Origin of the sequence: Ensifer sp. Root1252 (genome assembly GCF_001425885.1) — a bacterium.
Classification (GTDB): domain Bacteria; phylum Pseudomonadota; class Alphaproteobacteria; order Rhizobiales; family Rhizobiaceae; genus Ensifer; species Ensifer canadensis.
This window is the reverse complement of record NZ_LMDT01000006.1, coordinates 217,562-238,983: the sequence shown is the minus strand read 5'-3', so window position 1 is coordinate 238,983 and position 21,422 is coordinate 217,562. Positions and strand designations below refer to the sequence as shown.

At 61.6% G+C, this 21,422-nt stretch carries 19 protein-coding genes and 2 pseudogenes; 19 read left to right on the top strand and 2 right to left on the bottom strand.

Translation table 11 applies throughout. The annotated features are described in order from the left end of the window. From ASD02_RS36845 to ASD02_RS09125, 14 genes and pseudogenes are all read left to right on the top strand, one after another. Positions 1-362, top strand: a pseudogene (locus tag ASD02_RS36845) (3-deoxy-8-phosphooctulonate synthase); the annotation flags it as partial. Between the two features lies 1 nt (position 363). Then, positions 364-748 (top strand): annotated as a pseudogene (locus ASD02_RS09185) (3-deoxy-8-phosphooctulonate synthase); the annotation flags it as partial. Between the two features lie 129 nt (positions 749-877). Further along, positions 878-2,152: a phosphopyruvate hydratase gene (gene eno, locus ASD02_RS09180; RefSeq protein WP_025426763.1), complete on the top strand. Its 1,275-nt coding sequence runs from the start codon at positions 878-880 to the stop codon at positions 2,150-2,152. A gap of 143 nt (positions 2,153-2,295) precedes the next feature. Further along, positions 2,296-2,616 (top strand): septum formation initiator family protein, encoded by a 321-nt coding sequence (locus ASD02_RS09175; protein ID WP_025426764.1) that lies wholly within the window; start codon positions 2,296-2,298, stop codon positions 2,614-2,616. A gap of 136 nt (positions 2,617-2,752) precedes the next feature. Beyond that, positions 2,753-3,799: a pyruvate dehydrogenase (acetyl-transferring) E1 component subunit alpha gene (gene pdhA, locus ASD02_RS09170; protein WP_025426765.1), complete on the top strand. Its 1,047-nt coding sequence runs from the start codon at positions 2,753-2,755 to the stop codon at positions 3,797-3,799. A 17-nt stretch (positions 3,800-3,816) separates the two neighbouring features. Beyond that, positions 3,817-5,190, top strand: coding sequence for a pyruvate dehydrogenase complex E1 component subunit beta (locus ASD02_RS09165; protein WP_025426766.1), 1,374 nt, complete (start codon positions 3,817-3,819; stop codon positions 5,188-5,190). Between the two features lie 15 nt (positions 5,191-5,205). Next, positions 5,206-6,546, top strand: a complete 1,341-nt coding sequence (locus tag ASD02_RS09160) for a pyruvate dehydrogenase complex dihydrolipoamide acetyltransferase (protein WP_025426767.1) — start codon at positions 5,206-5,208, stop codon at positions 6,544-6,546. Positions 6,547-6,613: 67 nt separating this feature from the next. Continuing rightward, positions 6,614-7,255 carry an SGNH/GDSL hydrolase family protein gene (locus ASD02_RS09155; protein ID WP_025426768.1) on the top strand — a complete coding sequence of 214 codons (642 nt, stop codon included), beginning with the start codon at positions 6,614-6,616 and terminating at the stop codon, positions 7,253-7,255. Between the two features lies 1 nt (position 7,256). Then, the gene (locus tag ASD02_RS09150; RefSeq protein ID WP_025426769.1) at positions 7,257-7,838 is read left to right on the top strand and encodes a GNAT family N-acetyltransferase; all 582 of its coding nucleotides are present in this window, start codon (positions 7,257-7,259) and stop codon (positions 7,836-7,838) included. A gap of 18 nt (positions 7,839-7,856) precedes the next feature. Further along, positions 7,857-9,302 (top strand): dihydrolipoyl dehydrogenase, encoded by a 1,446-nt coding sequence (gene lpdA, locus ASD02_RS09145; protein WP_025426770.1) that lies wholly within the window; start codon positions 7,857-7,859, stop codon positions 9,300-9,302. Positions 9,303-9,380: 78 nt separating this feature from the next. Continuing rightward, positions 9,381-9,632, top strand: coding sequence for a GlsB/YeaQ/YmgE family stress response membrane protein (locus tag ASD02_RS09140; protein ID WP_025426771.1), 252 nt, complete (start codon positions 9,381-9,383; stop codon positions 9,630-9,632). A 134-nt stretch (positions 9,633-9,766) separates the two neighbouring features. Then, a complete protein-coding gene (lipA, locus tag ASD02_RS09135; protein WP_025426772.1) occupies positions 9,767-10,738 on the top strand; it encodes a lipoyl synthase in 972 nt (323 codons plus the stop codon). Between the two features lie 310 nt (positions 10,739-11,048). Further along, positions 11,049-11,639: an ATPase AAA gene (locus tag ASD02_RS09130; protein WP_025426773.1), complete on the top strand. Its 591-nt coding sequence runs from the start codon at positions 11,049-11,051 to the stop codon at positions 11,637-11,639. A 9-nt stretch (positions 11,640-11,648) separates the two neighbouring features. Then, positions 11,649-12,098 carry a type II toxin-antitoxin system RatA family toxin gene (locus tag ASD02_RS09125; RefSeq protein ID WP_025426774.1) on the top strand — a complete coding sequence of 150 codons (450 nt, stop codon included), beginning with the start codon at positions 11,649-11,651 and terminating at the stop codon, positions 12,096-12,098. Here the strand turns inward: ASD02_RS09125 and ASD02_RS09120 are convergent. Together ASD02_RS09120 and ASD02_RS09115 are read right to left on the bottom strand one after the other, a co-directional pair. Next, a complete protein-coding gene (locus tag ASD02_RS09120; protein ID WP_025426775.1) occupies positions 12,086-12,583 on the bottom strand; it encodes a CinA family protein in 498 nt (165 codons plus the stop codon). The genes ASD02_RS09125 and ASD02_RS09120 overlap by 13 nt on opposite strands. Then, positions 12,570-13,793, bottom strand: coding sequence for a bifunctional 2-C-methyl-D-erythritol 4-phosphate cytidylyltransferase/2-C-methyl-D-erythritol 2,4-cyclodiphosphate synthase (locus ASD02_RS09115; protein WP_107027692.1), 1,224 nt, complete (start codon positions 13,791-13,793; stop codon positions 12,570-12,572). Before ASD02_RS09115 ends, ASD02_RS09120 begins: the two co-directional genes overlap by 14 nt. A 149-nt stretch (positions 13,794-13,942) precedes the next feature. Here ASD02_RS09115 and dusB point away from each other — a divergent pair, with 149 nt between their 5' ends. The 5 genes from dusB (at position 13,943) to ntrX (ending at position 21,410) form a co-directional block, all read left to right on the top strand. Then, positions 13,943-14,971, top strand: a complete 1,029-nt coding sequence (gene dusB, locus ASD02_RS09110; RefSeq protein ID WP_057220548.1) for a tRNA dihydrouridine synthase DusB — start codon at positions 13,943-13,945, stop codon at positions 14,969-14,971. Further along, the gene (locus tag ASD02_RS09105) at positions 14,968-16,122 is read left to right on the top strand and encodes a nitrogen regulation protein NR(II) (protein ID WP_025426778.1); all 1,155 of its coding nucleotides are present in this window, start codon (positions 14,968-14,970) and stop codon (positions 16,120-16,122) included. The genes dusB and ASD02_RS09105 overlap by 4 nt, the downstream gene beginning before the upstream one ends. Next, positions 16,119-17,573 (top strand): nitrogen regulation protein NR(I), encoded by a 1,455-nt coding sequence (gene ntrC / locus ASD02_RS09100; protein WP_025426779.1) that lies wholly within the window; start codon positions 16,119-16,121, stop codon positions 17,571-17,573. The genes ASD02_RS09105 and ntrC overlap by 4 nt, the downstream gene beginning before the upstream one ends. Positions 17,574-17,785: 212 nt before the next feature. After that, positions 17,786-20,056 carry a PAS domain-containing sensor histidine kinase gene (locus tag ASD02_RS09095; RefSeq protein ID WP_025426780.1) on the top strand — a complete coding sequence of 757 codons (2,271 nt, stop codon included), beginning with the start codon at positions 17,786-17,788 and terminating at the stop codon, positions 20,054-20,056. Continuing rightward, on the top strand, positions 20,046-21,410 hold the full coding sequence (ntrX, locus tag ASD02_RS09090; protein WP_025426781.1) for a two-component system response regulator NtrX: 1,365 nt from the start codon (positions 20,046-20,048) through the stop codon (positions 21,408-21,410). Before ASD02_RS09095 ends, ntrX begins: the two co-directional genes overlap by 11 nt. Positions 21,411-21,422: the final 12 nt, after the last annotated feature.

The window sequence follows — 21,422 nt, the reverse complement described above, 5'->3', positions numbered from 1 at the left end:
GATGTCCACACCGAGGAGCAGTGCGCCGTCGTCGCCGAGACYGTCGACATCCTGCAGATCCCGGCCTTCCTGTCGCGCCAGACCGACCTTCTGGTGGCAGCTGCCAAGACTGGCCGCACCATCAACGTCAAGAAGGGCCAGTTCCTGGCGCCTTGGGACATGAAGAACGTGCTCGCCAAATTCACCGAAAGCGGCAATCCCAACATTCTTCTGTGCGAGCGTGGCGCGTCCTTCGGCTACAACACGCTGGTTTCCGATATGCGCTCGCTGCCGATCATGGCCTCGCTCGGCGCGCCCGTCGTCTTTGACGCCACCCACTCGGTGCAGCAGCCGGGCGGGCAGGGCGGTTCGACCGGCGGTCANCATGAAGAACGTGCTCGCCAAATTCACCGAAAGCGGCAATCCCAACATTCTTCTGTGCGAGCGTGGCGCGTCCTTCGGCTACAACACGCTGGTTTCCGACATGCGCTCGCTGCCGATCATGGCCTCGCTCGGCGCGCCCGTCGTCTTTGACGCCACCCACTCGGTGCAGCAGCCGGGCGGGCAGGGCGGTTCGACCGGCGGTCAACGCGAGTTCGTTGAAACGCTGTCGCGTGCAGCCGTCGCTGTCGGCATCGCCGGCCTGTTCGTCGAAACCCACGAGGAACCGGACAACGCTCCTTCCGATGGCCCCAACATGGTGCATCTGAAGGACATGCCGCGGCTGCTCGAAAAGCTGCTGGCCTTCGACGCCGTCGCAAAGGGCTGAGACAGGCTCGTGAAATTTTCATGAACCCCGGTGGCGCGGTTGTTTTTACATCTTGCGCGCCATTGAAAATCCCGGGCCTTCGCTTATGACAGGCCCGACCCACCACCGTCCTCAAGCAGGGAAGAGATCATGACAGCAATCATCGACATCATCGGCCGAGAAATTCTGGACAGCCGCGGCAACCCGACCGTCGAGGTCGACGTCTATCTGGAAGACGGAAGCTTCGGCCGCGCGGCCGTGCCGTCGGGTGCCTCGACCGGTGCGCATGAAGCGGTCGAACTGCGCGATGGTGGAACGCGTTACCTCGGCAAGGGCGTCGAGCGCGCCGTCGACGCCGTCAACGGCGAGATCTTCGAGGCGATCGGTGGCCTCGATGCGGAAAACCAAATCCAGATCGACAAGACGATGATCGAGCTTGACGGCACGGCCAACAAGTCGCGCCTCGGTGCCAATGCCATCCTCGGCGTGTCGCTGGCCGTCGCCAAGGCTGCCGCCGAAGCTTCCGGCCTGCCGCTCTACCGTTACGTCGGCGGCCCGAACGCCCACGTGCTTCCGGTTCCGATGATGAACATCATCAACGGTGGTGCTCATGCCGACAACCCGATCGACTTCCAGGAGTTCATGATCGTTCCGGTCGGTGCCGATACGATGCGTGACGCGGTCCGCATGGGTTCGGAAGTGTTCCACACGCTGAAGAAGCAGCTTTCCGCCGACGGCCACAACACCAATGTCGGCGACGAAGGCGGCTTCGCGCCGGGTCTGGCGTCCGCTCCGGCAGCACTCGACTTCATCATGAAGTCGATCGAGAAGGCTGGCTACAAGCCGGGCGAAGACATGTTCATCGCACTCGATTGCGCCGCGACCGAATTCTTCAAGGACGGCAAGTACGTCCTCGAAGGCGAAGGCCGCACGCTTGAGCCGGGTGCAATGGCCGAATACCTGGCGGAACTTGCTGCCAAGTACCCGATCTTCTCGATCGAAGATGGTATGGCGGAAGACGATTGGGACGGCTGGAAGGCTGTGACTGACCTCATCGGCAACAAGTGCCAGCTCGTCGGCGACGACCTGTTCGTCACCAACTCCGCCCGCCTGCGCGATGGCATCAAGATGGGTGTTGCCAACTCGATCCTCGTTAAGGTCAACCAGATCGGCTCGCTGTCGGAAACACTTGACGCTGTCGAAACGGCACACAAGGCACGCTACACCGCCGTCATGTCCCACCGTTCGGGCGAGACCGAGGACGCGACGATCGCCGACCTCGCCGTTGCCACCAACTGCGGCCAGATCAAGACCGGCTCGCTGGCCCGGTCCGACCGGCTCGCAAAGTACAACCAGCTGATCCGCATCGAAGAGCAGCTCGGCCTGCAGGCCAACTACGCCGGCCGCTCGATCCTGCGTGGCTGATAGCCTCGATCGATCGCTGAAAAAATTGACCCGCTCACGGTTGCCGTGGGCGGGTTTTGCTTTATCCGGCCATTCATGGTCAACGGTCGGTTAATCAATGCCGGTTAGTCTCACCCTGTATTGCGTATCAGGGTGTGAACGGGATGTGGACAAGGCATCATAAGAAACGGAAACTGGGCCGACTGGTGCTGCCGCTGATCGCGGTCGCCTTTCTGTCTTATTTCGGCTATCATTCCATTCACGGCGGCTACGGCTTGAAGGCGACGGAGCAATTCGATCGCCAGATCGTTGAGCGGCAGGCACGGCTGGACGAGCTCACAAAGCGGCGAACGACCCTCGAAAAGGAGGTTCAGCTGATGAGCGACGGTTCGCTGGAGCGTGACATGCTGGATGAGAAGGCTCGCCTCGCGCTCAATATGTCGCGCAGCGATGAAATTGTTATTTTCCACCGCATGACGAATTAACCGAAATTCGGTTAATTGGCATTTCATATTTAAATTCAATAACTTGCGCGGAATGCGAGCCATGCAAATATGGCATTGCTGTGGCGCTTTTCTTTCCCTATGGTAACCCTCAAAGGCTAACCATTGGGAGGAATGAATGGCTCCGCGAAAAAACGCGTCCGTCTCCAGCCGTAAGACCGCAGCAAAGCCGGCCAAGAAGGACCTGAGCGGCGGTAATATCGCCGAATTCACCAAAGAAGACGAACTGAAAGCCTACCGCGAAATGCTGCTGATCCGGCGTTTCGAGGAAAAGGCCGGCCAGCTCTATGGCATGGGTTTCATCGGCGGCTTCTGTCATCTCTACATCGGCCAGGAAGCTGTCGTCGTCGGCATGCAGATGGCGCTGAAAGACGGTGACCAGGTCATCACCGCCTACCGTGACCACGGCCACATGCTGGCCTGCGGCATGAGCGCCCGCGGCGTCATGGCCGAACTCACGGGTCGTCGCAGCGGTCTTTCCAAGGGGAAGGGCGGCTCGATGCACATGTTCTCCAAGGAAAAGCATTTTTACGGCGGTCACGGCATCGTCGGTGCCCAGGTGTCGCTCGGCACCGGCCTTGCCTTTGCCAACCGCTATCGCGGCAACGACAATGTCAGCGTCGCCTATTTTGGGGATGGCGCGGCCAACCAGGGCCAGGTCTATGAAAGCTTCAACATGGCGCAGCTGTGGAAGCTTCCGGTGATCTACGTGATCGAGAACAACCGCTACGCCATGGGCACGTCGGTCACCCGCGCATCGGCGCAGACCGATTTTTCGAAGCGCGGTGTCTCCTTCGGCATCCCGGGCTTCCAGGTCGATGCCATGGATGTTCGTGCGGTCAAGGCGGCGGGCGACGAGGCTGTCGAGTATTGCCGTTCGGGCAAGGGCCCGATCATTCTCGAAATGCAGACCTATCGCTACCGCGGCCACTCCATGTCCGACCCGGCGAAGTACCGCTCGAAGGATGAAGTGCAGAAGATGCGGTCGGAACACGATCCGATCGAACAGGTGAAGGCACGTCTGACCGAAAAGGGATGGGCGAGCGAGGACGAGCTGAAGCAGATCGACAAGGACGTCCGCGACATCGTCGCCGACAGCGCCGATTTTGCCCAGGCTGATCCGGAGCCGGATGTATCCGAGCTCTACACCGATATCCTGCTTTGATCCGGGGAGGCTCAAATATGCCAGTAGAAATTCTCATGCCCGCCCTTTCCCCGACGATGGAGGAAGGCACGCTCTCGAAATGGCTGAAGAACGAAGGCGACAAGGTCTCCTCCGGCGACGTCATCGCCGAGATCGAGACTGACAAGGCCACCATGGAAGTGGAAGCCGTCGATGAAGGCACGATCGGCAAGCTGCTGATCGCCGCCGGCACCGAAGGCGTCAAGGTCAATACGCCGATCGCAGTCCTGCTGCAGGATGGCGAAGGCGCTGGCGATATCGCCGCACCGAAGGTGGATGCGCCCAAGGCTGCCACCGCCAGCGAAGCACCCGCAGCTTCGGCGCCGGCACCGGTTGCGGCCCAGCCGAAGGTCGAAGTTGCCGCCGATCCGGCAATCCCGGCCGGCACCGAAATGGTGACGATGACCGTGCGTGAAGCTCTGCGCGACGCCATGGCCGAGGAAATGCGCGCCAGCGACGACGTCTTCGTCATGGGCGAAGAAGTCGCCGAATACCAGGGCGCCTACAAGATCACGCAAGGCCTGCTTCAGGAATTCGGCGCCCGTCGTGTCATCGACACGCCGATCACCGAACACGGCTTTGCCGGCGTCGGCGTTGGCGCTGCCATGACCGGCCTGCGCCCGATCGTCGAGTTCATGACCTTCAACTTCGCCATGCAGGCGATTGACCAGATCATCAACTCCGCCGCCAAGACGCTCTACATGTCCGGCGGCCAGATGGGCGCGCCGATCGTGTTCCGTGGCCCGAGCGGTGCTGCGGCCCGCGTAGCGGCGCAGCACTCGCAGTGCTATGCCGCCTGGTACAGCCACATTCCAGGTCTCAAGGTTGTCATGCCCTATACGGCAGCTGATGCGAAGGGCCTGCTGAAGGCGGCCATCCGCGATCCGAACCCGGTCATCTTCCTCGAAAACGAAATCCTCTACGGTCAGTCCTTCGAAGTGCCGAAGCTCGACGATTTCGTGCTGCCGATCGGCAAGGCCCGTATCCACAAGGTCGGCAAGGACGCAACCATCGTTTCCTTCGGTATCGGCATGACCTATGCGATCAAGGCGGTCGCCGAACTGGAAGCGCAGGGCATCGACGTCGAGCTGATCGACCTTCGCACCATCCGTCCGATGGATCTGCCGACGGTGATCGAATCCGTCAGGAAGACCGGTCGTCTGGTGACAGTCGAAGAAGGCTATCCGCAGTCTTCCGTCGGTACCGAGATTGCGACCCGCGTCATGCAGCAGGCCTTCGACTATCTCGATGCCCCGATCCTGACGATCGCCGGCAAGGATGTGCCGATGCCTTACGCCGCGAACCTCGAGAAGCTCGCGCTTCCGAACGTCGCAGAGGTCGTCGATGCGGTGAAAGCCGTTTGCTACAAATAAGGGGAGGGCCCTTCGATGCCTATCAACATCACAATGCCTGCCCTCTCTCCGACGATGGAAGAAGGCAATCTGGCCAAGTGGCTGGTCAAGGAAGGCGATAAGGTCAAGTCCGGCGACGTGATCGCCGAGATCGAGACGGACAAGGCGACGATGGAAGTCGAGGCCGTCGATGAAGGCACCGTTGCCAAGATCGTCGTTCCCGCCGGCACCGAAGGCGTCAAGGTCAATGCGCTGATTGCGGTCCTTGCAGCCGACGGCGAAGATGTCGCCGCGGCCGCCAAGGGCGGCAACGGTGCAGCGGCACCGGTCGCGGCCGAAACGAAGGAAGCGCCCGCGCCGGCAGCGGCCAGCGCTCCGGCGCCCGCTGCAACTCAGCCGGTGGCGGCAGCGCCGCAGGCGGCCAAGACGGAATCCGGCAGTCGCGTGTTCTCGTCGCCGCTAGCGCGTCGTCTTGCCAAGGATGCCGGCATCGATCTCTCGGCGATCGCCGGCTCCGGCCCGCATGGCCGCGTGATCAAGAAGGACGTCGAGACTGCTGTTGCCGGTGGCGGCGCGAAGCCGGCCGCTGCACCAGCAGCAGGTGCTGCAGCTCCCGCTGCCGCGCCGCTTGCCAAGGGCATGTCGGAAGACGCCGTACTCAAACTGTTCGAGCCCGGCTCCTACGAGCTCGTGCCACATGACGGCATGCGCAAGACGATCGCCAAGCGGCTCGTCGAATCCAAGCAGACGATCCCGCACTTCTACGTCTCGCTCGATTGCGAACTGGATACGCTTCTGGCGCTCAGGGCCCAGCTCAATGCTGCCGCTCCGGAAAAGGACGGCAAGCCGGTCTACAAGCTCTCGGTCAACGACATGGTGATCAAGGCGCTGGCGCTGGCTCTGCGTGACGTTCCGGATGCCAACGTGTCCTGGACCGACAGCAACATGGTCAAGCACAAGCATGCCGACGTCGGCGTCGCCGTGTCCATCCCGGGCGGCCTGATCACGCCGATCGTTCGCCAGGCGGAGCTGAAGAGCCTGTCTGCCATCTCCAACGAGATGAAGGACCTCGGCAAGCGCGCCAAGGACCGCAAGCTGAAGCCCGAGGAATATCAGGGCGGCACGACGGCGGTCTCCAACATGGGCATGATGGGCGTCAAGGACTTCGCCGCCGTCGTCAACCCGCCGCACGCCACGATCCTTGCGGTCGGTGCGGGCGAGGAACGCGTCGTCGTCAAGAACAAGCAGATGGTCATCGCCACTGTGATGACGGTCACGCTTTCGACCGACCATCGTTGCGTCGATGGCGCGCTCGGCGCCGAACTGCTCGGAGCCTTCAAGCGCTACATCGAAAACCCGATGGGCATGCTGGTCTGATGTGGACAAGGACCGGCCCTCGGGCCGGTCCGTTCCTTGATCGCAACGCCGAAGGCGGGCCCGGACGATGAAAACACTTCTCTGCTACGGTGACAGTCTGACATGGGGCTATGACGCGTCCGGCCCGGGCCGTCATGCACTCGCAGACCGTTGGCCGAACGTGCTGCAGAAGGCGCTCGGGCCGGACGTTCATGTTGTTGCCGAAGGGTTGAATGGACGCACGACCGCCTATGACGATCACCTCGCCGATTGCGACCGCAACGGCGCGCGGATGCTGCCTACCGTCCTTCACAGTCATGCGCCGCTCGATCTGATGGTCATTCTGCTCGGCTCCAACGATATGAAGCCGATCATTCACGGCACGGCTTTCGGCGCGGTCAAGGGTATCGAGCGCCTGGTCAATCTCGTGCGTCGTCACGATTGGCCGGTCGAAACGGCGGAAGGCCCCGAAATCCTGATCGTTTCGCCGCCGCAGCTTTGCGAGACGGCAAACAGTGCGTTTGCGGCGATGTTCGCCGACGGCATCGAGCAGTCGGCGATGCTGGCGCCGCTCTACCGCGACCTTGCAGACGAACTCGATTGCGGGTTCTTCGATGCGGGATCGGTTGCAAGGACAACGCCGCTCGATGGCGTGCATCTGGACGCTGAAAACACCCACGCGATCGGCCGGGGCCTCGAGCCGGTCGTCCGGATGATGCTCGGTGTCTGAGATGACGGACGACGTCACCATCAGACCGGCGGAACGAAACGAGGCGGCAGAACTCGCCGTTCTCGTCGACATCGCCTCGCAAGGCTTTGCCGCCTGGCTCTGGTCTGGCGCGGTTCTTGGCGGGGCGACCGATACGGCTTTCGAGCGCGGGCGCAACAAGCTGCGCGAGGATGTCGGCCCTGGAAACTGGCGGGATGCGGTCGTTGCCGACCTCGATGATGAAATCGCGGGGGTATCGATCGGCTACGGTATCGACGCTTCGGTGGCGGAAATCGAAGCGAAGCATGCTGTGCTCGAACCCCTGCTGGCGCTGCAGCGGCCTGTGGTCGGCCACTGGTTCATCGATAGCCTCGGCGTTTACCGCCATCGGCGCGGCCGCGGCATCGGACGCAGACTGCTTGCACATGAAATTGCACGCGCCGGCTCGGCGCCGGTGAGCCTGATCACCGAAAGCCACAATGACAGGGCGCAGGCACTCTACAGGGCAAACGGCTTCGAGGAGGCGGCTCGGACCGAGGCCGTGCCGCTCTTCGAAGGTAGCAGAAAACACGACTGGGTGCTCTTCACCCGCAAGGTCGCTTGAGACAAAGGCAGGAAACACATGGCTGAGAATTACGACGTCATCGTCATCGGTTCGGGTCCGGGAGGCTATATCGCCGCTATTCGTGCGGCGCAGTTGGGCCTCAAGACTGCGGTCGTCGAGCGCGAGCATTTGGCTGGCATCTGCTCCAACTGGGGCTGCATTCCGACCAAGGCGCTGCTTCGCTCGGCCGAAGTGCTGCACTATGCCCAGCATCCGGGCAGCTACGGCATCAAGATCGAAGGTGCGGTGACGCCCGATCTGAAGGCGATCGTTGCCCGCTCGCGCGGCATTGCCGAGCGCATGAACGGCGGCGTCGGCTTCCTCATGAAGAAGAACAAGGTTGACGTCATCTGGGGCGAGGCCAAGCTGACCAAGCCCGGCGAGATCGTCGTCGGCAAGACGACGAAGGCGATCGTTCAGCCGCAGGCGCCGCTGCCGAAGAACACCAAGGGCGAGGGCACCTATACTGCCAAGCACATCATCATCGCCACCGGCGCCCGCCCGCGGGCCCTGCCGGGCATCGAGCCCGATGGTAAGCTGGTCTGGACCTATTTCGAGGCGATGAAGCCGGAGGAAATGCCGAAGTCGCTGCTTGTCATGGGCTCGGGCGCGATCGGCATCGAATTCGCTTCGTTCTACCGCACCATGGGTGTCGACGTGACCGTGGTCGAGGTCATGCCGACCGTGATGCCGGTCGAAGACGCCGAGATCTCCGCCATCGCCAAGAAGCAGTTCGAAAAGCAGGGCATGAAGATCCACCTTGAGGCCAAGGTGACGAAGGTCGATAAGGGCGCGAACTCGGTCACCGCCCATGTCGAGATGAAGGACGGCAAGGTCGAAAAGATCACCGCCGACCGGATGATCTCCGCCGTCGGCGTTCAGGGCAATATCGAGAACCTTGGTCTCGAAACGCTTGGTATCAAGACCGACCGCAGCTGCATCGTCATCGATGGCTACGGCAGGACCAATGTTCCCGGCGTCTACGCGATCGGCGACGTTGCCGGCCCGCCGATGCTCGCCCACAAGGCCGAGCACGAGGCCGTCATCTGCGTGGAGAAGATCGCAGGCTTGCCGAATGTCCACCCGATGGACAAGCTGAAGATCCCGGGCTGCACCTATTGCCACCCGCAGGTCGCCTCGGTCGGTCTCACCGAAGCCAAGGCAAAGGCCGAGGGCCGCGATATCCGCGTCGGTCGCTTTCCCTTCGTCGCCAACGGCAAGGCGATTGCCCTTGGCGAAGATCAGGGCATGGTCAAGACCATCTTTGACAAGAAGACCGGCGAGTTGCTGGGCGCGCACATGGTCGGCGCCGAGGTGACCGAACTCATCCAGGGTTTCGTCGTCGCGATGAACCTGGAGACGACAGAAGAAGACCTGATGCACACGATCTTCCCGCATCCGACGATTTCGGAGACGATGAAGGAAAGCGTGCTCGATGCCTATGGGCGTGCGCTGAACGCCTGATGGACCGGCCGTCGCCGGAACTTTTGGCGCGATCCCGCATTGATGACGCGACCTTGTCCTCAATGCACGGAGATCACCATGGCTGTAAACGGCGTCGGCATCCTGGCTGCGATCATCATCGGCGGTTTTGCCGGATGGCTTGCGGAGAAGTTCATGAACAGCGATGTCGGGCTGTTCATGAACATAGCGCTCGGCATCATCGGCGCGGTGGTGTCGAATATCATTCTGGCAGCCTTCGGCATGGCTTTTTCCGGCTGGCTTGCCTATCTGGTCTTCGGCTTTATCGGCGCCTGCCTGCTGATTGCCGTCGGCCGCGCTGTCAAACGATAGCCTGCGACGCTTCCTGCGTCAGCGATCGGGCTATCCAGAAAAAGGTGGCCTGACATTTCTCGTCGAGCCATCTATATAGATCGAAAAAGGGTCTGCCGGCACCAAGCCGCAGCCGCCGCGACGAGGAAGACAGTATGGTAACGGTATTCGATGCCGTCTCTGAAGGGGCGCAACGCGTCCGCCATCCGGAAAAGGCCCACAAGCCCGATACCGAAATGCTGCGCAAGCCGGAATGGATCCGCGTCAAGGCGCCGACCTCCAAGGGCTATCAGGAGACGCGCGAGCTGGTGCGTTCGCACAATCTCGTCACGGTCTGTGAAGAAGCCGGCTGCCCCAACATCGGCGAGTGCTGGGACAAGAAGCACGCCACCTTCATGATCATGGGCGAGATCTGTACCCGCGCCTGCGCTTTCTGCAATGTCTCGACCGGCAAGCCGAATGCGCTCGACATGGCCGAACCCGAGAACGTCGCCAAGGCCGTCAAGCAGATGGGCCTCTCCCACGTCGTCATTACCTCCGTCGACCGCGACGACCTGGCCGACGGTGGCGCCGAACATTTCGAGAAGGTGATCTGGGCGATCCGCGCCGCTTCGCCGCAGACCACCATCGAAATCCTGACGCCCGACTTCCTGAAGAAGCCTGGCGCACTGGAGCGCGTCGTCGCCGCCAAGCCTGATGTGTTCAACCACAACATGGAAACCGTACCGGGCAACTATCTCACCGTCCGTCCGGGCGCCCGATACTTCCACTCCATCCGCTTGCTTCAGCGCGTCAAGGAGCTCGATCCAACGATGTTCACCAAGTCCGGCATCATGGTCGGCCTCGGCGAAGAGCGCAACGAAGTGCTGCAGCTGATGGACGACCTGCGCACCGCCGACGTCGATTTCATGACCATCGGCCAATACCTGCAGCCGACCCGCAAGCACCACAAGGTCGAGAAGTTCGTCACCCCGGAGGAATTCAAGTCCTACGAGACGGTCGCCTATACCAAGGGCTTCCTCATGGTCGCCTCGAGCCCGCTGACCCGCTCGTCGCACCATGCCGGCGACGACTTCGCCCGCCTGCGGGCAGCGCGCGAAAAGAAGTTGGCGGCTGCTGCCGGGTAGAACCGAGGCACTTCGAAACAACAGGAACTCCGGCCCCAGTGCCGGAGTTTTCGTTTGACGGTTACTCATCTCGGGCGATGTGCATAATTTCCCGATTGCGCGCGAAACTTGCGAATTTTTGGCCGATCGCGTATCGGCTGTTCTCTCTTCCTTGATTGGAATGCTGATGGTTCGATATTTGTCGAACCAAGACGCCGCTTTTCTTTTGAAGAGCCTATGCCGGGTGCCGATCATCTGATCGATCGTCAGATCGTGACAACGATGATTTTCCAACCGACCCTAGACCGGGATTGTTTGGCGGAGTTTGTCGATGGATCAGCCAGTAGCGCCTGGGAACGTGAACGACGTCGACGATGCCGTTGCTGCCGGTCATATCCGCAATGCCAGGCGTATCCTCGTGGTCGGATGCTCCGGTGGTGGCAAGTCGACGCTTTCGCAGAAGCTGGCTCGGCATTTCGACCTTACCTACATCTCCATTGATCGCGATATTCTGTGGTTGCCTGGCTGGGTCCAACGCGATCGGGCCGAACAGCGCCGACGCATCGTCGAGAGGATCGCCGACGATCGCTGGATCATGGATGGCACCAATCCTTCGACCTTCGATGTCCGCGTGCCGAGAAGCGATATCGTGGTCTGGGTGCGGATGCCGCGGCTTCTCTGTGTCTGGGGCGTCGTCACCCGCTGGCTGAAATATCTCGGCCGCGCCCGCCCGGAAATGGCGCCGGGCTGCATCGAGAAGGTCGATTGGCAGTTCCTCGAATTCATCTGGACCTTCGAGGACAAATTCTCGCCGCGTATCGTCGCAGGCCTTGCCCAGCACGGCCCGCATGTGCCGGTTCTGCAGTTGAAATCGCGGCGCCAGATGCAGAGGCTCCTTGATCTTCTCGGCGTGCCCGCTTAACTCCCTTCTATGCCGCACTTTGAAACAAACCATGTCGTCAAGCACACGGCCGACCAGATGTTCGATCTCGTCGCTGATGTCGAACACTATCCGGAATTCCTGCCGCTCTGTGAGGCGCTGACCGTGCGCTCACGCAAGGAAAGGGATGGCAAAATCCTGCTGCTGGCTGACATGACCGTCGGCTACAAGGCGATCCGCGAGACCTTTACGACGCAGGTGCTGCTCAACAAGGCCGAGCGCCAGATCGAGGTCAAATATATCGACGGTCCGTTCAAATATCTCGACAATCGCTGGCGCTTCGAGCCAGCGGGTGAGGGGCAGTCGATCGTGCATTTCTACATCGACTATGAGTTCAAGAGCCGCATTCTCGGCGCCTTGATGGGCTCGATGTTCGACCGTGCCTTCCGCATGTTCTCCGACGCCTTCGAGAAGCGCGCCGACAAGATCTACGCCGTCTGAGCGACCTCGGTCAGCATCTCGAGCGCCGTTCGGATGGTTGCCAACCGCACGGCGTCGCGGCCGATATCGCCGTAGCGCATCTCGCGGTGGAGGGCTGCGCCGTTGCGGCCGGTTGCTGACAGATGGACCAGGCCAACAGGCTTTTCCATCGATCCGCCGCCCGGGCCGGCAATGCCGGTCACGGCAACGGCAAAGTCTGCCTCGGAGCGCGCAACCGCGCCGCGCGCCATTTCGATGGCGGTCTGCCTTGAAACTGCGCCGTGCGCTGCGAGCGTTGCCGGATCGACACCGAGCATCTGGATCTTGGCGTCGTTGGAGTAGGTGACGAAACCGCGGTCGACGACGGCGGATGATCCGGAAATTTCCGTCAGTGCCCCGGCAATCAGGCCTCCCGTGCAGGATTCGGCGGTTGCCACCTTGAGACCGCGCGCGGTGAAATCGGCAATGATTTTGCCGGCCGTCGCCTGAATGTCATTCGGCCACATCATGGGCTCCCCCTCCGGTGTAGACAACGGTTGCGGTCGCGATTGCGGCGATACCCTCGTCGCGGCCGATGAAACCGAGCCGCTCGTTCGTCGTCGCCTTGACCGAGCAGCGGTCAAGATCGATGCCGAGCATGTCGGCAAGGTTCTCCCGCATCGCCTGGCGATGCGGCCCGACTTTCGGGGCCTCGGCAATCAGCGAAATATCGGCATTGGTGATCGTGCCGCCGCGCTGACGCACAATGTTTGCCGCATGTTCGAGGAAGATGCGCGATGCGGCACCCTTCCACTGCGGGTCGGACGGCGGGAAGTGATCGCCGATATCACCGGCACCGCAGGTAGCAAGCAGCGCATCTGTGAGCGCGTGCAAGGCAACGTCGGCATCGGAATGGCCGGAGAGCTTCTTGGTGTGCGGAATAAGGACGCCACAAAGCGTAACGCCATCACCTTCGACCAGCTGGTGTACGTCATAGCCATTGCCGGTGCGAACGTCCGGAATCAGATGTCGCTTGAGTTTTTCGTCGGCCATGGCGATGTCCCTTTTCAGTGTGAGCTTGACGTTGTCGACCGTGCCTTCGACGAGGGTAACAGGGATCCCCGCCCATTCGGCGATTGACGCGTCGTCGGTGAAATCTGTGCGGCCGCTTGTCGCTGCGGCTCGGTGGGCGTCGAGGATGGTCTTGAGGTCGAAGGTCTGCGGTGTCTGTGCCGCATGAAGGTGATTGCGCGGAACGGTTTCGGTCACCATGCCGGCGGCATCGGCGCGCTTGAGCGTATCGGAAACGGCAAGCGCCGGCAGCACGGCACGCGCTCCCCTTGTCAGCGCATCGGCACAGCGCGACAGCAGGGCGTGGTCGGCAAAGGGGCGCACGGCGTCGTGAATCATCACGTTGCGTGAGCCGGTTGCCGCTACGGCTTCAAGGCCTGCGAGAACCGATTGCTGTCGCGTTGCGCCGCCGTGGACCACGATCAACTCGCGCGCCAGCGATCGCCTGCGTGCCGCTGCCAGCAGATCCTCGTCATCGGGGTGGATGACAACCACGATCGGGCCGGTCCCCGGCCATGTCGCGAAAGTGTCAAGCGTATGGGCGATAACGGGCTTGTCGCCGATGGTGCGGTACTGCTTCGGCCCTTCGGCCGACTGTCCCGCGCGCTCGCCGCGCCCTGCTGCAACAATCACGACGCCGCAGGAAAGCTGTTCTTCAGGCTGCATCTTCTGTATGTGGTCCCGGATTTCGCCAATCTTCGCCGTGATGTACCGCGAAGGTCCGTGCTTTGCCAGCCGAGCAGGGAAATTTGCCCGACGCATCGAAATCGCTTGGCAAGCCAAAGAACAATGTCTAAAAATAGTGCAAGAACAACATGTGCCTGAAAGATATGCATTTGCCAGCTCCGGCTCTGTCAACACCGCTTCGGATCGGGAATATCGAAATCCGCAACCGGGTGGCGCTCGCCCCGATGTCTGGCGTCACGGACCTGCCATTCCGCACCTTTGCCTGGCGCTTCGGCGCAGGGTTCGTCGTGACGGAAATGGTGGCGAGCCGCGAACTGGTCGGCAACGCGTCGGAATCCTGGGCCAGGCTGAAGAACTCCGGCATCAAGCCGCATATTGTTCAGCTTGCCGGACGTGAGGCCCATTGGATGGCCGAGGCGGCAAAAATCGCTGCCGCTAATGGCGCCGACGTCATCGATATCAACATGGGCTGCCCGGCAAAGAAGGTGACGGGTGGCTATTCCGGCTCGGCGCTGATGCGCGATCCTGACCATGCTCTGTCCCTGGTCGAGGCAACGGTCAACGCCGTGGATGTACCGGTCACGCTGAAGATGCGGCTTGGCTGGGACGAAAACTCGATCAATGCGCCGCTGATTGCAAGATGGGCGCAGGAGGCCGGTGTCCAGGCGATTACCGTGCACGGCCGCACCCGGATGCAGTTCTACACCGGCAGGGCCGATTGGGATGCGATCCGCGCCGTGCGCGAGGTCATTTCCGTGCCGCTGGTTGCCAATGGCGACGTCGATACGGTGGCGGATGCCGAAGAGATCCTCAGGCGCTCCGGCGCCGACGCCGTCATGGCCGGGCGGTCTTCGCAGGGCCGTCCTTGGCATGTCGGCGTTCTCGCTGGCGCGTCAAGCCATCCCGACCAGGCTGAGATCGCCGACATTTTCGTGGAGCACTATGAGATGATGCTCGAATTTTACGGTGCCGACACGGGCCTGAGGCATGCACGCAAGCATGTCGGCTGGTATCTCGACCGTTTCGCACCTGATCTTGCCGGGGCAGAGAAGGGGGCGATCCTGACATCGACCGATGCCAGATCAGTCGCCGCGCGCGCATCCGATGCAATTCAAAGTTCGCTTGCGACCTTCTCTGGCGAAGGGATCGCCGCATGACCGAAAAACCCAATCCGGAAGCCTTGGCTGCTGCCAACGGGCTGTCGATGGCGGTGCTGAATGCCATTCAAAATCCGGTGATCCTTGTCGATGAGAACGGTCTCGTCGCCTTCGCCAACTGGGAAGCGGAGTCCTTTTTCGGTGCCAGCGCCAATCATCTGGCCCGGCACGATATCAGCGCCTTCATTCCGTTTGGCAGCCCACTTCTGACGTTGATCGAGCAGGTGCGCGAGCGCAGGGCCCCGGTCAACGAGTATCGCGTCGATCTCAGTTCGCCGCGGCTGGGCGCCGACAAGCTGGTTGATCTCTATGTGGCGCCAGTCATTTCGGAGCCCGGCTCCGTCGTGGTCGTCTTCCAGGAGCGGTCGATGGCCGACAAGATCGATCGCCAGCTGACACATCGGACGGCGGCGCGGTCGGTCACCGGCCTTGCCTCGATGTTGGCGCACGAGATCAAGAACCCGCTTTCCGGCATTCGAGGGGCCGCGCAATTGCTTGAGACTTCCGTCAACGACGAGGATCGGGCGCTGACGCGGTTGATCTGCGACGAGACCGACCGGATCGTCTCGCTGGTCGATCGGATGGAAGTGTTTTCCGACGAGAGACCCGTCGATCGCGTGCCGCTCAACATTCACTCGGTGCTCGATCATGTGAAGGCGATCGCCAAGGCGGGCTTTGCGCGCCGGATCAAGGTGACGGAGAATTACGATCCATCGCTTCCGTCGGTCTTTGCCAACCGCGACCAGCTCGTGCAGGTGTTTCTCAATCTCGTCAAGAACGCAGCGGAAGCGATCGGTGATCGCCACGAAGGCGAGATCATGCTGACGACCGCCTACAGGCCCGGTATCCGGCTTTCGGTCGCGGGCACCCGAGAAAAAATCTCGCTGCCGCTCGAATTCTGCGTGCATGACAATGGTCCCGGCGTTCCTTCTGACTTGCTGCCGCATCTGTTCGATCCGTTCATTACGACCAAGACCAATGGTTCGGGCCTCGGACTGGCGCTCGTCGCCAAAATCATCGGCGGCCATGGCGGCATCGTCGAATGCGACAGCCAGCAGAACCGCACGACTTTCCGCGTCCTGATGCCGGCCTCCAAGGGGCAGGCGGCGGACGAAGACGAACTGCCTATGACAAAAGGAAACATTGCATGACGGGTGCCACCATCCTCGTCGCGGATGACGACGCAGCCATTCGCACCGTGCTCAATCAGGCGCTGAGCCGCGCCGGCTACGATGTCCGGATCACGTCGAATGCGGCCACGCTCTGGCGCTGGATTTCCGCCGGCGATGGTGATCTTGTCGTCACCGACGTTGTCATGCCCGACGAGAATGCATTCGATCTGCTGCCGCGCATCAAGAAGGCGCGTCCCGATCTGCCGGTTCTTGTCATGAGCGCGCAGAACACGTTCATGACGGCGATCAAGGCCTCCGAAAAAGGCGCCTATGATTATCTGCCGAAGCCCTTTGACCTGACCGAGCTGATCGGCATCATCGGTCGGGCGCTGGCCGAACCGAAGCGCCGCCCGTCCAAGGTCGACGACGATTCGCAGGATGGCATGCCGCTCGTCGGTCGCTCGGCAGCGATGCAGGAAATCTACCGGGTTCTCGCCCGCCTGATGCAGACCGATCTGACGCTGATGATCACCGGCGAATCCGGCACGGGCAAGGAACTGGTGGCACGCGCACTGCATGACTACGGCAAGCGCCGCAACGGCCCCTTCGTTGCGATCAATATGGCGGCAATCCCGCGCGATCTGATCGAATCGGAATTGTTCGGTCACGAAAAGGGCGCCTTCACCGGCGCCCAGACGCGTTCGACCGGTCGTTTCGAGCAGGCCGAAGGCGGCACGCTGTTCCTCGACGAAATCGGTGACATGCCGATGGACGCACAGACGCGGTTGCTGCGTGTGCTGCAACAGGGCGAGTACACGACGGTTGGCGGTCGCACGCCGATCCGCTCCGATGTGCGCATCGTCGCGGCAACCAACAAGGACCTGAAGCAGTCGATCAACCAAGGTCTCTTCCGCGAGGACCTGTACTATCGGTTGAATGTGGTGCCGCTGCGCCTGCCGCCGCTGCGCGACCGCGCGGAAGACATTCCCGATCTTGTGCGCCACTTCGTGCAGCAGGCCGAGAAGGAAGGTCTGGACGTCAAGCGTTTCGATCAGGAAGCGCTCGAACTGATGAAGGCGCATCCGTGGCCGGGCAACGTGCGCGAGCTCGAAAACCTCGTGCGCCGACTGACTGCGCTTTACCCGCAGGACGTCATCACGCGGGAAATCATCGAAAACGAGTTGCGCTCGGAGATCCCCGACAGTCCGATTGGAAAAACACAGGCGCGCAGCGGTTCCCTTTCGATCTCGCAGGCGGTCGAGGAGAACATGCGGCAATATTTCGCCGGCTTCGGTGACGCGCTTCCACCGAGCGGTCTTTACGAGCGTGTGCTTGCCGAGATGGAGTATCCGCTGATTCTTGCGGCTTTGACGGCGACGCGCGGAAACCAGATCAAGGCGGCCGATCTGCTCGGGCTCAACCGCAACACGCTGCGCAAGAAGATCCGCGAACTCGGCGTGTCAGTCTATCGCAGTTCACGCACGGCTTGACTTGGTCACAGCCACCGTTGCATTTTCGCCACAATACGTTGCTTGAACGTGTTATGACCGCCGAGTCGAGCGGTGTTGCGCTGCTTTGCCTGGCCGTTGGAGCTGTGGCTCATGCGCAACAGCCCCGATTGACGGTCCGGTCAATACCTTGACCCGGAATGTGAGTGAGAATTGCCGGTGCCCACGGGCGTCGGTTGGGGGAATGTCTTTATATGGTGGACGCAATGGCCTTGCCGCTGGGGACAGATGACGGAGTCGCGGCGCAGGACCGCCGCGCGTCCTTTGCCCTGCCGGGCCTCATGCTGGCGATCGGTGCTCTGGTCTGCGCAACCCTGTCGCTGCTCGTTTTGCTTGGGCTGACGCCGATCAGACTGGAGCGCAACGTCTTCATCGCCTGCGCGGCGATCAACGGCCTGTTCGTGATCGGCCTGATCTACCTCATCGTTCGCGAGATCCTCAGATTGCTTCGCGCGCGTCGCAAGGGCCGCGCTGCCGCACGGCTTCACGTGCGCATCGTCGCGCTGTTTTCGATCGTCGCCATCACGCCTGCCATTCTGGTCGCGATCTTCGCCAGCATAACGCTGGATGTCGGCCTTGACCGCTGGTTCTCGCTGCGGACGCAAGCGATCGTTCGCTCGTCGATCAGCGTCGCCCAAGCCTATGTGCTGGAAAATGCCAGCTATCTGCAGGGCCAGACCGTGTCGATGGCGAACGATCTGGAGCGCAATCGGCAACTCTACAGCCTCGACCGAACCGGCTTTACCGAGCTGGTGACGCGCCAGGCGAGGGGCCGCGGCATGCTTGGCGCCTTCCTCGTCCGTGCCGATGGTAGCGCCATTCTCCAGGCCAATATCTCGACGGAGAAGCCCTTGCCGGCCATCCCGCCGGACGCGCTGAAAAGCTCGGTTTCCGGCCAGCCGACATTGATACCACCAGGGATTACCAACCTGGTGGGGGCGGTGATCCCGCTTGACGACATTCCCGGCACCTATCTCTACACCGTTCGTAACGTCGATCCGGAAGTGATGCGTTCGCTGCGGCTGATGGAAGAAAACACCGCCGAATATAAGACCCTAGAGGCGGGCCGCGCCTTCACGCAGATCGCCTTCGGCGTTCTCTACATCGGCTTTGCGCTGATCGTGCTGCTGGCGGCGATCTGGACGGCAATCGCGGTTGCCGACCGTATCGTTCGGCCGATCCGGCAACTGATCGGCGCCGCCGACAGCGTTGCCTCGGGCAATCTCGACGTCGTGGTGCCGGTGCGTGCCGTCGACGGCGACGTCGGCAATCTTTCGCGCACGTTCAACAAGATGGTCTCCGAAATCCGCACCCAGCAGGAGCAGATTCTGGAGGCCAAGGATGAGGTCGATCATCGGCGGCGGTTCATCGAGGCCGTGCTTTCAGGCGTGACGGCAGCTGTCATCGGCGTCGGCCGCGATCGGCAGATCACCATTGCCAACTCTTCTTCAGAAGAGTTTCTGAAAAAGACAGCGCCGGATCTGCTCGGTGCCGATCTGCGCGCGGTTGCGCCTGAGATCGAGGAAGTGCTGGTCGAAGCTGAAAGCCGGTACCGCAACAACTTCCGCAAGCAGATCAACATCATGCGCGGCGGAACCGAGCGCACGCTGAACGTCCAGGTGACGCGTGAAGAGGGCGGCGAGGCAAACGAATCCTACGTCATCACCATCGACGACATCACAGATCTCGTAATCGCACAGCGCTCGACCGCCTGGGCCGATGTCGCGCGCCGCATCGCACATGAAATCAAGAACCCGCTGACGCCGATCCAGCTTTCTGCCGAACGTCTGAAGCGTCGCTACGGCAAGCAGATCGACCAGGAAGACAGGGTCGTCTTCGATCAATGCACCGACACGATTGTCAGGCAGGTCGAGGATATCGGCCGAATGGTCGACGAGTTTTCTGCCTTTGCCCGCATGCCGAAGCCGACGAAGGAGAAGGTGGATCTGCGCGCCATCCTGAAGGACGCGGTCTTCCTGCGCGAAATGGGCAACAACCACATCAGCTTCATTCGCGATTTTGGCAACGAGCCGCTTGAGGGCATGTTCGATGGCCGCATGCTCGGCCAGGCTTTCGGCAATATCGTCAAGAATGCCGTGGAGTCGATCGAAGCGGTGCCGACGGACGCTGTCCGTGGCGAGCCGAAAGTGCACGTACGGAGCCAACGGGACGGAACCAGCGGCCGGTTTGTCGTCGATGTCATCGACAATGGCAAAGGCCTGCCGACCGAGAACCGGCATAGAATTTTAGAACCGTATATGACGATGCGCGAGAAGGGCACGGGCCTTGGCCTCGCCATCGTCAAGAAGATCATTGAGGACCATGGCGGACAACTGGAATTGCACGACGCACCGGCCGATTTCGATGGCGGCGTCGGAGCAATGATCCGCGTGATCCTGCCGCCCGCCGGAGAAGCCGGGGGCGAAGACACTTTGAAGGGTAAGGGTACGAGCGATGGCCGCTGACATTCTGGTTGTGGACGATGAGGAAGACATTCGCGAGATCGTATCCGGCATCTTGTCCGACGAGGGGCACGAGACCCGAACGGCTTTCGACAGCGACAGTGCGCTCGCAGCGATCAGCGACCGCGTGCCGCGGCTCGTCTTTCTCGATATCTGGATGCAGGGCAGCCGCCTCGACGGCCTCGCTTTGCTCGACGAGATCAAGGGACGCCATCCCGATTTGCCTGTTGTCATGATCTCGGGTCACGGCAACATCGAGACGGCCGTCAACGCCATCAAGCGCGGCGCCTATGATTTCATCGAGAAGCCGTTCAAGGCCGACCGTCTGATCCTGATCGCCGAGCGCGCGCTCGAGAACTCCAAGCTGAAGCGCGAAGTCTCGGAGCTGAAGAAGAAGTCGGGCGACCCGGTCGAGCTGATCGGTACCTCCGTTGCCGTTTCGCAACTCCGGCAGACCGTCGAAAAGGTCGCGCCGACCAACAGCCGCATCATGATCCAGGGACCGTCCGGCTCCGGCAAGGAGCTGGTGGCGCGCATGATCCACCGCAAGTCGACACGCTCGACCGGGCCGTTCGTGGCGTTGAACGCTGCGGCGATCACACCCGACAGGATGGAGATCGCGCTTTTCGGAACCGAGGGAACGCCGGGGCAGCCGCGCAGAACGGGTGCGCTCGAAGAGGCACATGGCGGCATCCTCTATCTCGACGAGGTCGGCGAAATGCCGCGTGAAACGCAAAACAAGATCCTGCGTGTTCTCGTCGATCAGCAGTTCGAACGGGTCGGCGGCACCAAGCGCGTCAAGGTCGATGTCCGCATCATCTCCTCGACAGCCTACAACCTCGAAAATATGATCTCCGAAGGTCTTTTCCGCGAAGATCTCTTCCACCGGCTCGCGGTCATCCCCGTGCGGGTGCCGGCGCTGGCCGAGCGCCGTGAGGACATTCCGTTTCTCGTCGATATGTTCATGCGCCAGGTCAGCGAGCAGGCGGGCATTCGCCCGCGCAAGATCGGCGACGATGCGCTTGCCGTGCTGCAGGCCCACGACTGGCCGGGCAACATTCGCCAGCTGCGCAACAATATCGAGCGCCTGATGATCCTTGCCCGCAGCGACGGTCCTGACACGCCGATCTCGGCCGACATGCTGCCGACCGAGGTTGGCGATACCTTGCCGAAGATCTCCGCGCAGGGCGACCAGCACATCATGACGCTGCCGCTGCGCGAGGCTCGCGAAATGTTCGAGCGCGATTATCTGATCGCTCAGATCAACCGATTCGGCGGCAATATTTCCCGCACCGCCGAATTCGTTGGAATGGAGCGGTCGGCGCTTCATCGCAAGCTAAAGTCGCTGGGCGTTTGAGCGGTAAACTTC

Coding starts and splice junctions, on each gene's coding strand:
- eno (WP_025426763.1), top strand. CDS start 878: ATGACAGCAATCATCGACATCATCGGCCGAGAAATTCTGGACAGCCGC.
- ASD02_RS09175 (WP_025426764.1), top strand. CDS start 2,296: ATGTGGACAAGGCATCATAAGAAACGGAAACTGGGCCGACTGGTGCTG.
- pdhA (WP_025426765.1), top strand. CDS start 2,753: ATGGCTCCGCGAAAAAACGCGTCCGTCTCCAGCCGTAAGACCGCAGCA.
- ASD02_RS09165 (WP_025426766.1), top strand. CDS start 3,817: ATGCCAGTAGAAATTCTCATGCCCGCCCTTTCCCCGACGATGGAGGAA.
- ASD02_RS09160 (WP_025426767.1), top strand. CDS start 5,206: ATGCCTATCAACATCACAATGCCTGCCCTCTCTCCGACGATGGAAGAA.
- ASD02_RS09155 (WP_025426768.1), top strand. CDS start 6,614: ATGAAAACACTTCTCTGCTACGGTGACAGTCTGACATGGGGCTATGAC.
- ASD02_RS09150 (WP_025426769.1), top strand. CDS start 7,257: ATGACGGACGACGTCACCATCAGACCGGCGGAACGAAACGAGGCGGCA.
- lpdA (WP_025426770.1), top strand. CDS start 7,857: ATGGCTGAGAATTACGACGTCATCGTCATCGGTTCGGGTCCGGGAGGC.
- ASD02_RS09140 (WP_025426771.1), top strand. CDS start 9,381: ATGGCTGTAAACGGCGTCGGCATCCTGGCTGCGATCATCATCGGCGGT.
- lipA (WP_025426772.1), top strand. CDS start 9,767: ATGGTAACGGTATTCGATGCCGTCTCTGAAGGGGCGCAACGCGTCCGC.
- ASD02_RS09130 (WP_025426773.1), top strand. CDS start 11,049: ATGGATCAGCCAGTAGCGCCTGGGAACGTGAACGACGTCGACGATGCC.
- ASD02_RS09125 (WP_025426774.1), top strand. CDS start 11,649: ATGCCGCACTTTGAAACAAACCATGTCGTCAAGCACACGGCCGACCAG.
- ASD02_RS09120 (WP_025426775.1), bottom strand. CDS start 12,583: ATGTGGCCGAATGACATTCAGGCGACGGCCGGCAAAATCATTGCCGAT.
- ASD02_RS09115 (WP_107027692.1), bottom strand. CDS start 13,793: ATGCAGCCTGAAGAACAGCTTTCCTGCGGCGTCGTGATTGTTGCAGCA.
- dusB (WP_057220548.1), top strand. CDS start 13,943: ATGTGCCTGAAAGATATGCATTTGCCAGCTCCGGCTCTGTCAACACCG.
- ASD02_RS09105 (WP_025426778.1), top strand. CDS start 14,968: ATGACCGAAAAACCCAATCCGGAAGCCTTGGCTGCTGCCAACGGGCTG.
- ntrC (WP_025426779.1), top strand. CDS start 16,119: ATGACGGGTGCCACCATCCTCGTCGCGGATGACGACGCAGCCATTCGC.
- ASD02_RS09095 (WP_025426780.1), top strand. CDS start 17,786: ATGGTGGACGCAATGGCCTTGCCGCTGGGGACAGATGACGGAGTCGCG.
- ntrX (WP_025426781.1), top strand. CDS start 20,046: ATGGCCGCTGACATTCTGGTTGTGGACGATGAGGAAGACATTCGCGAG.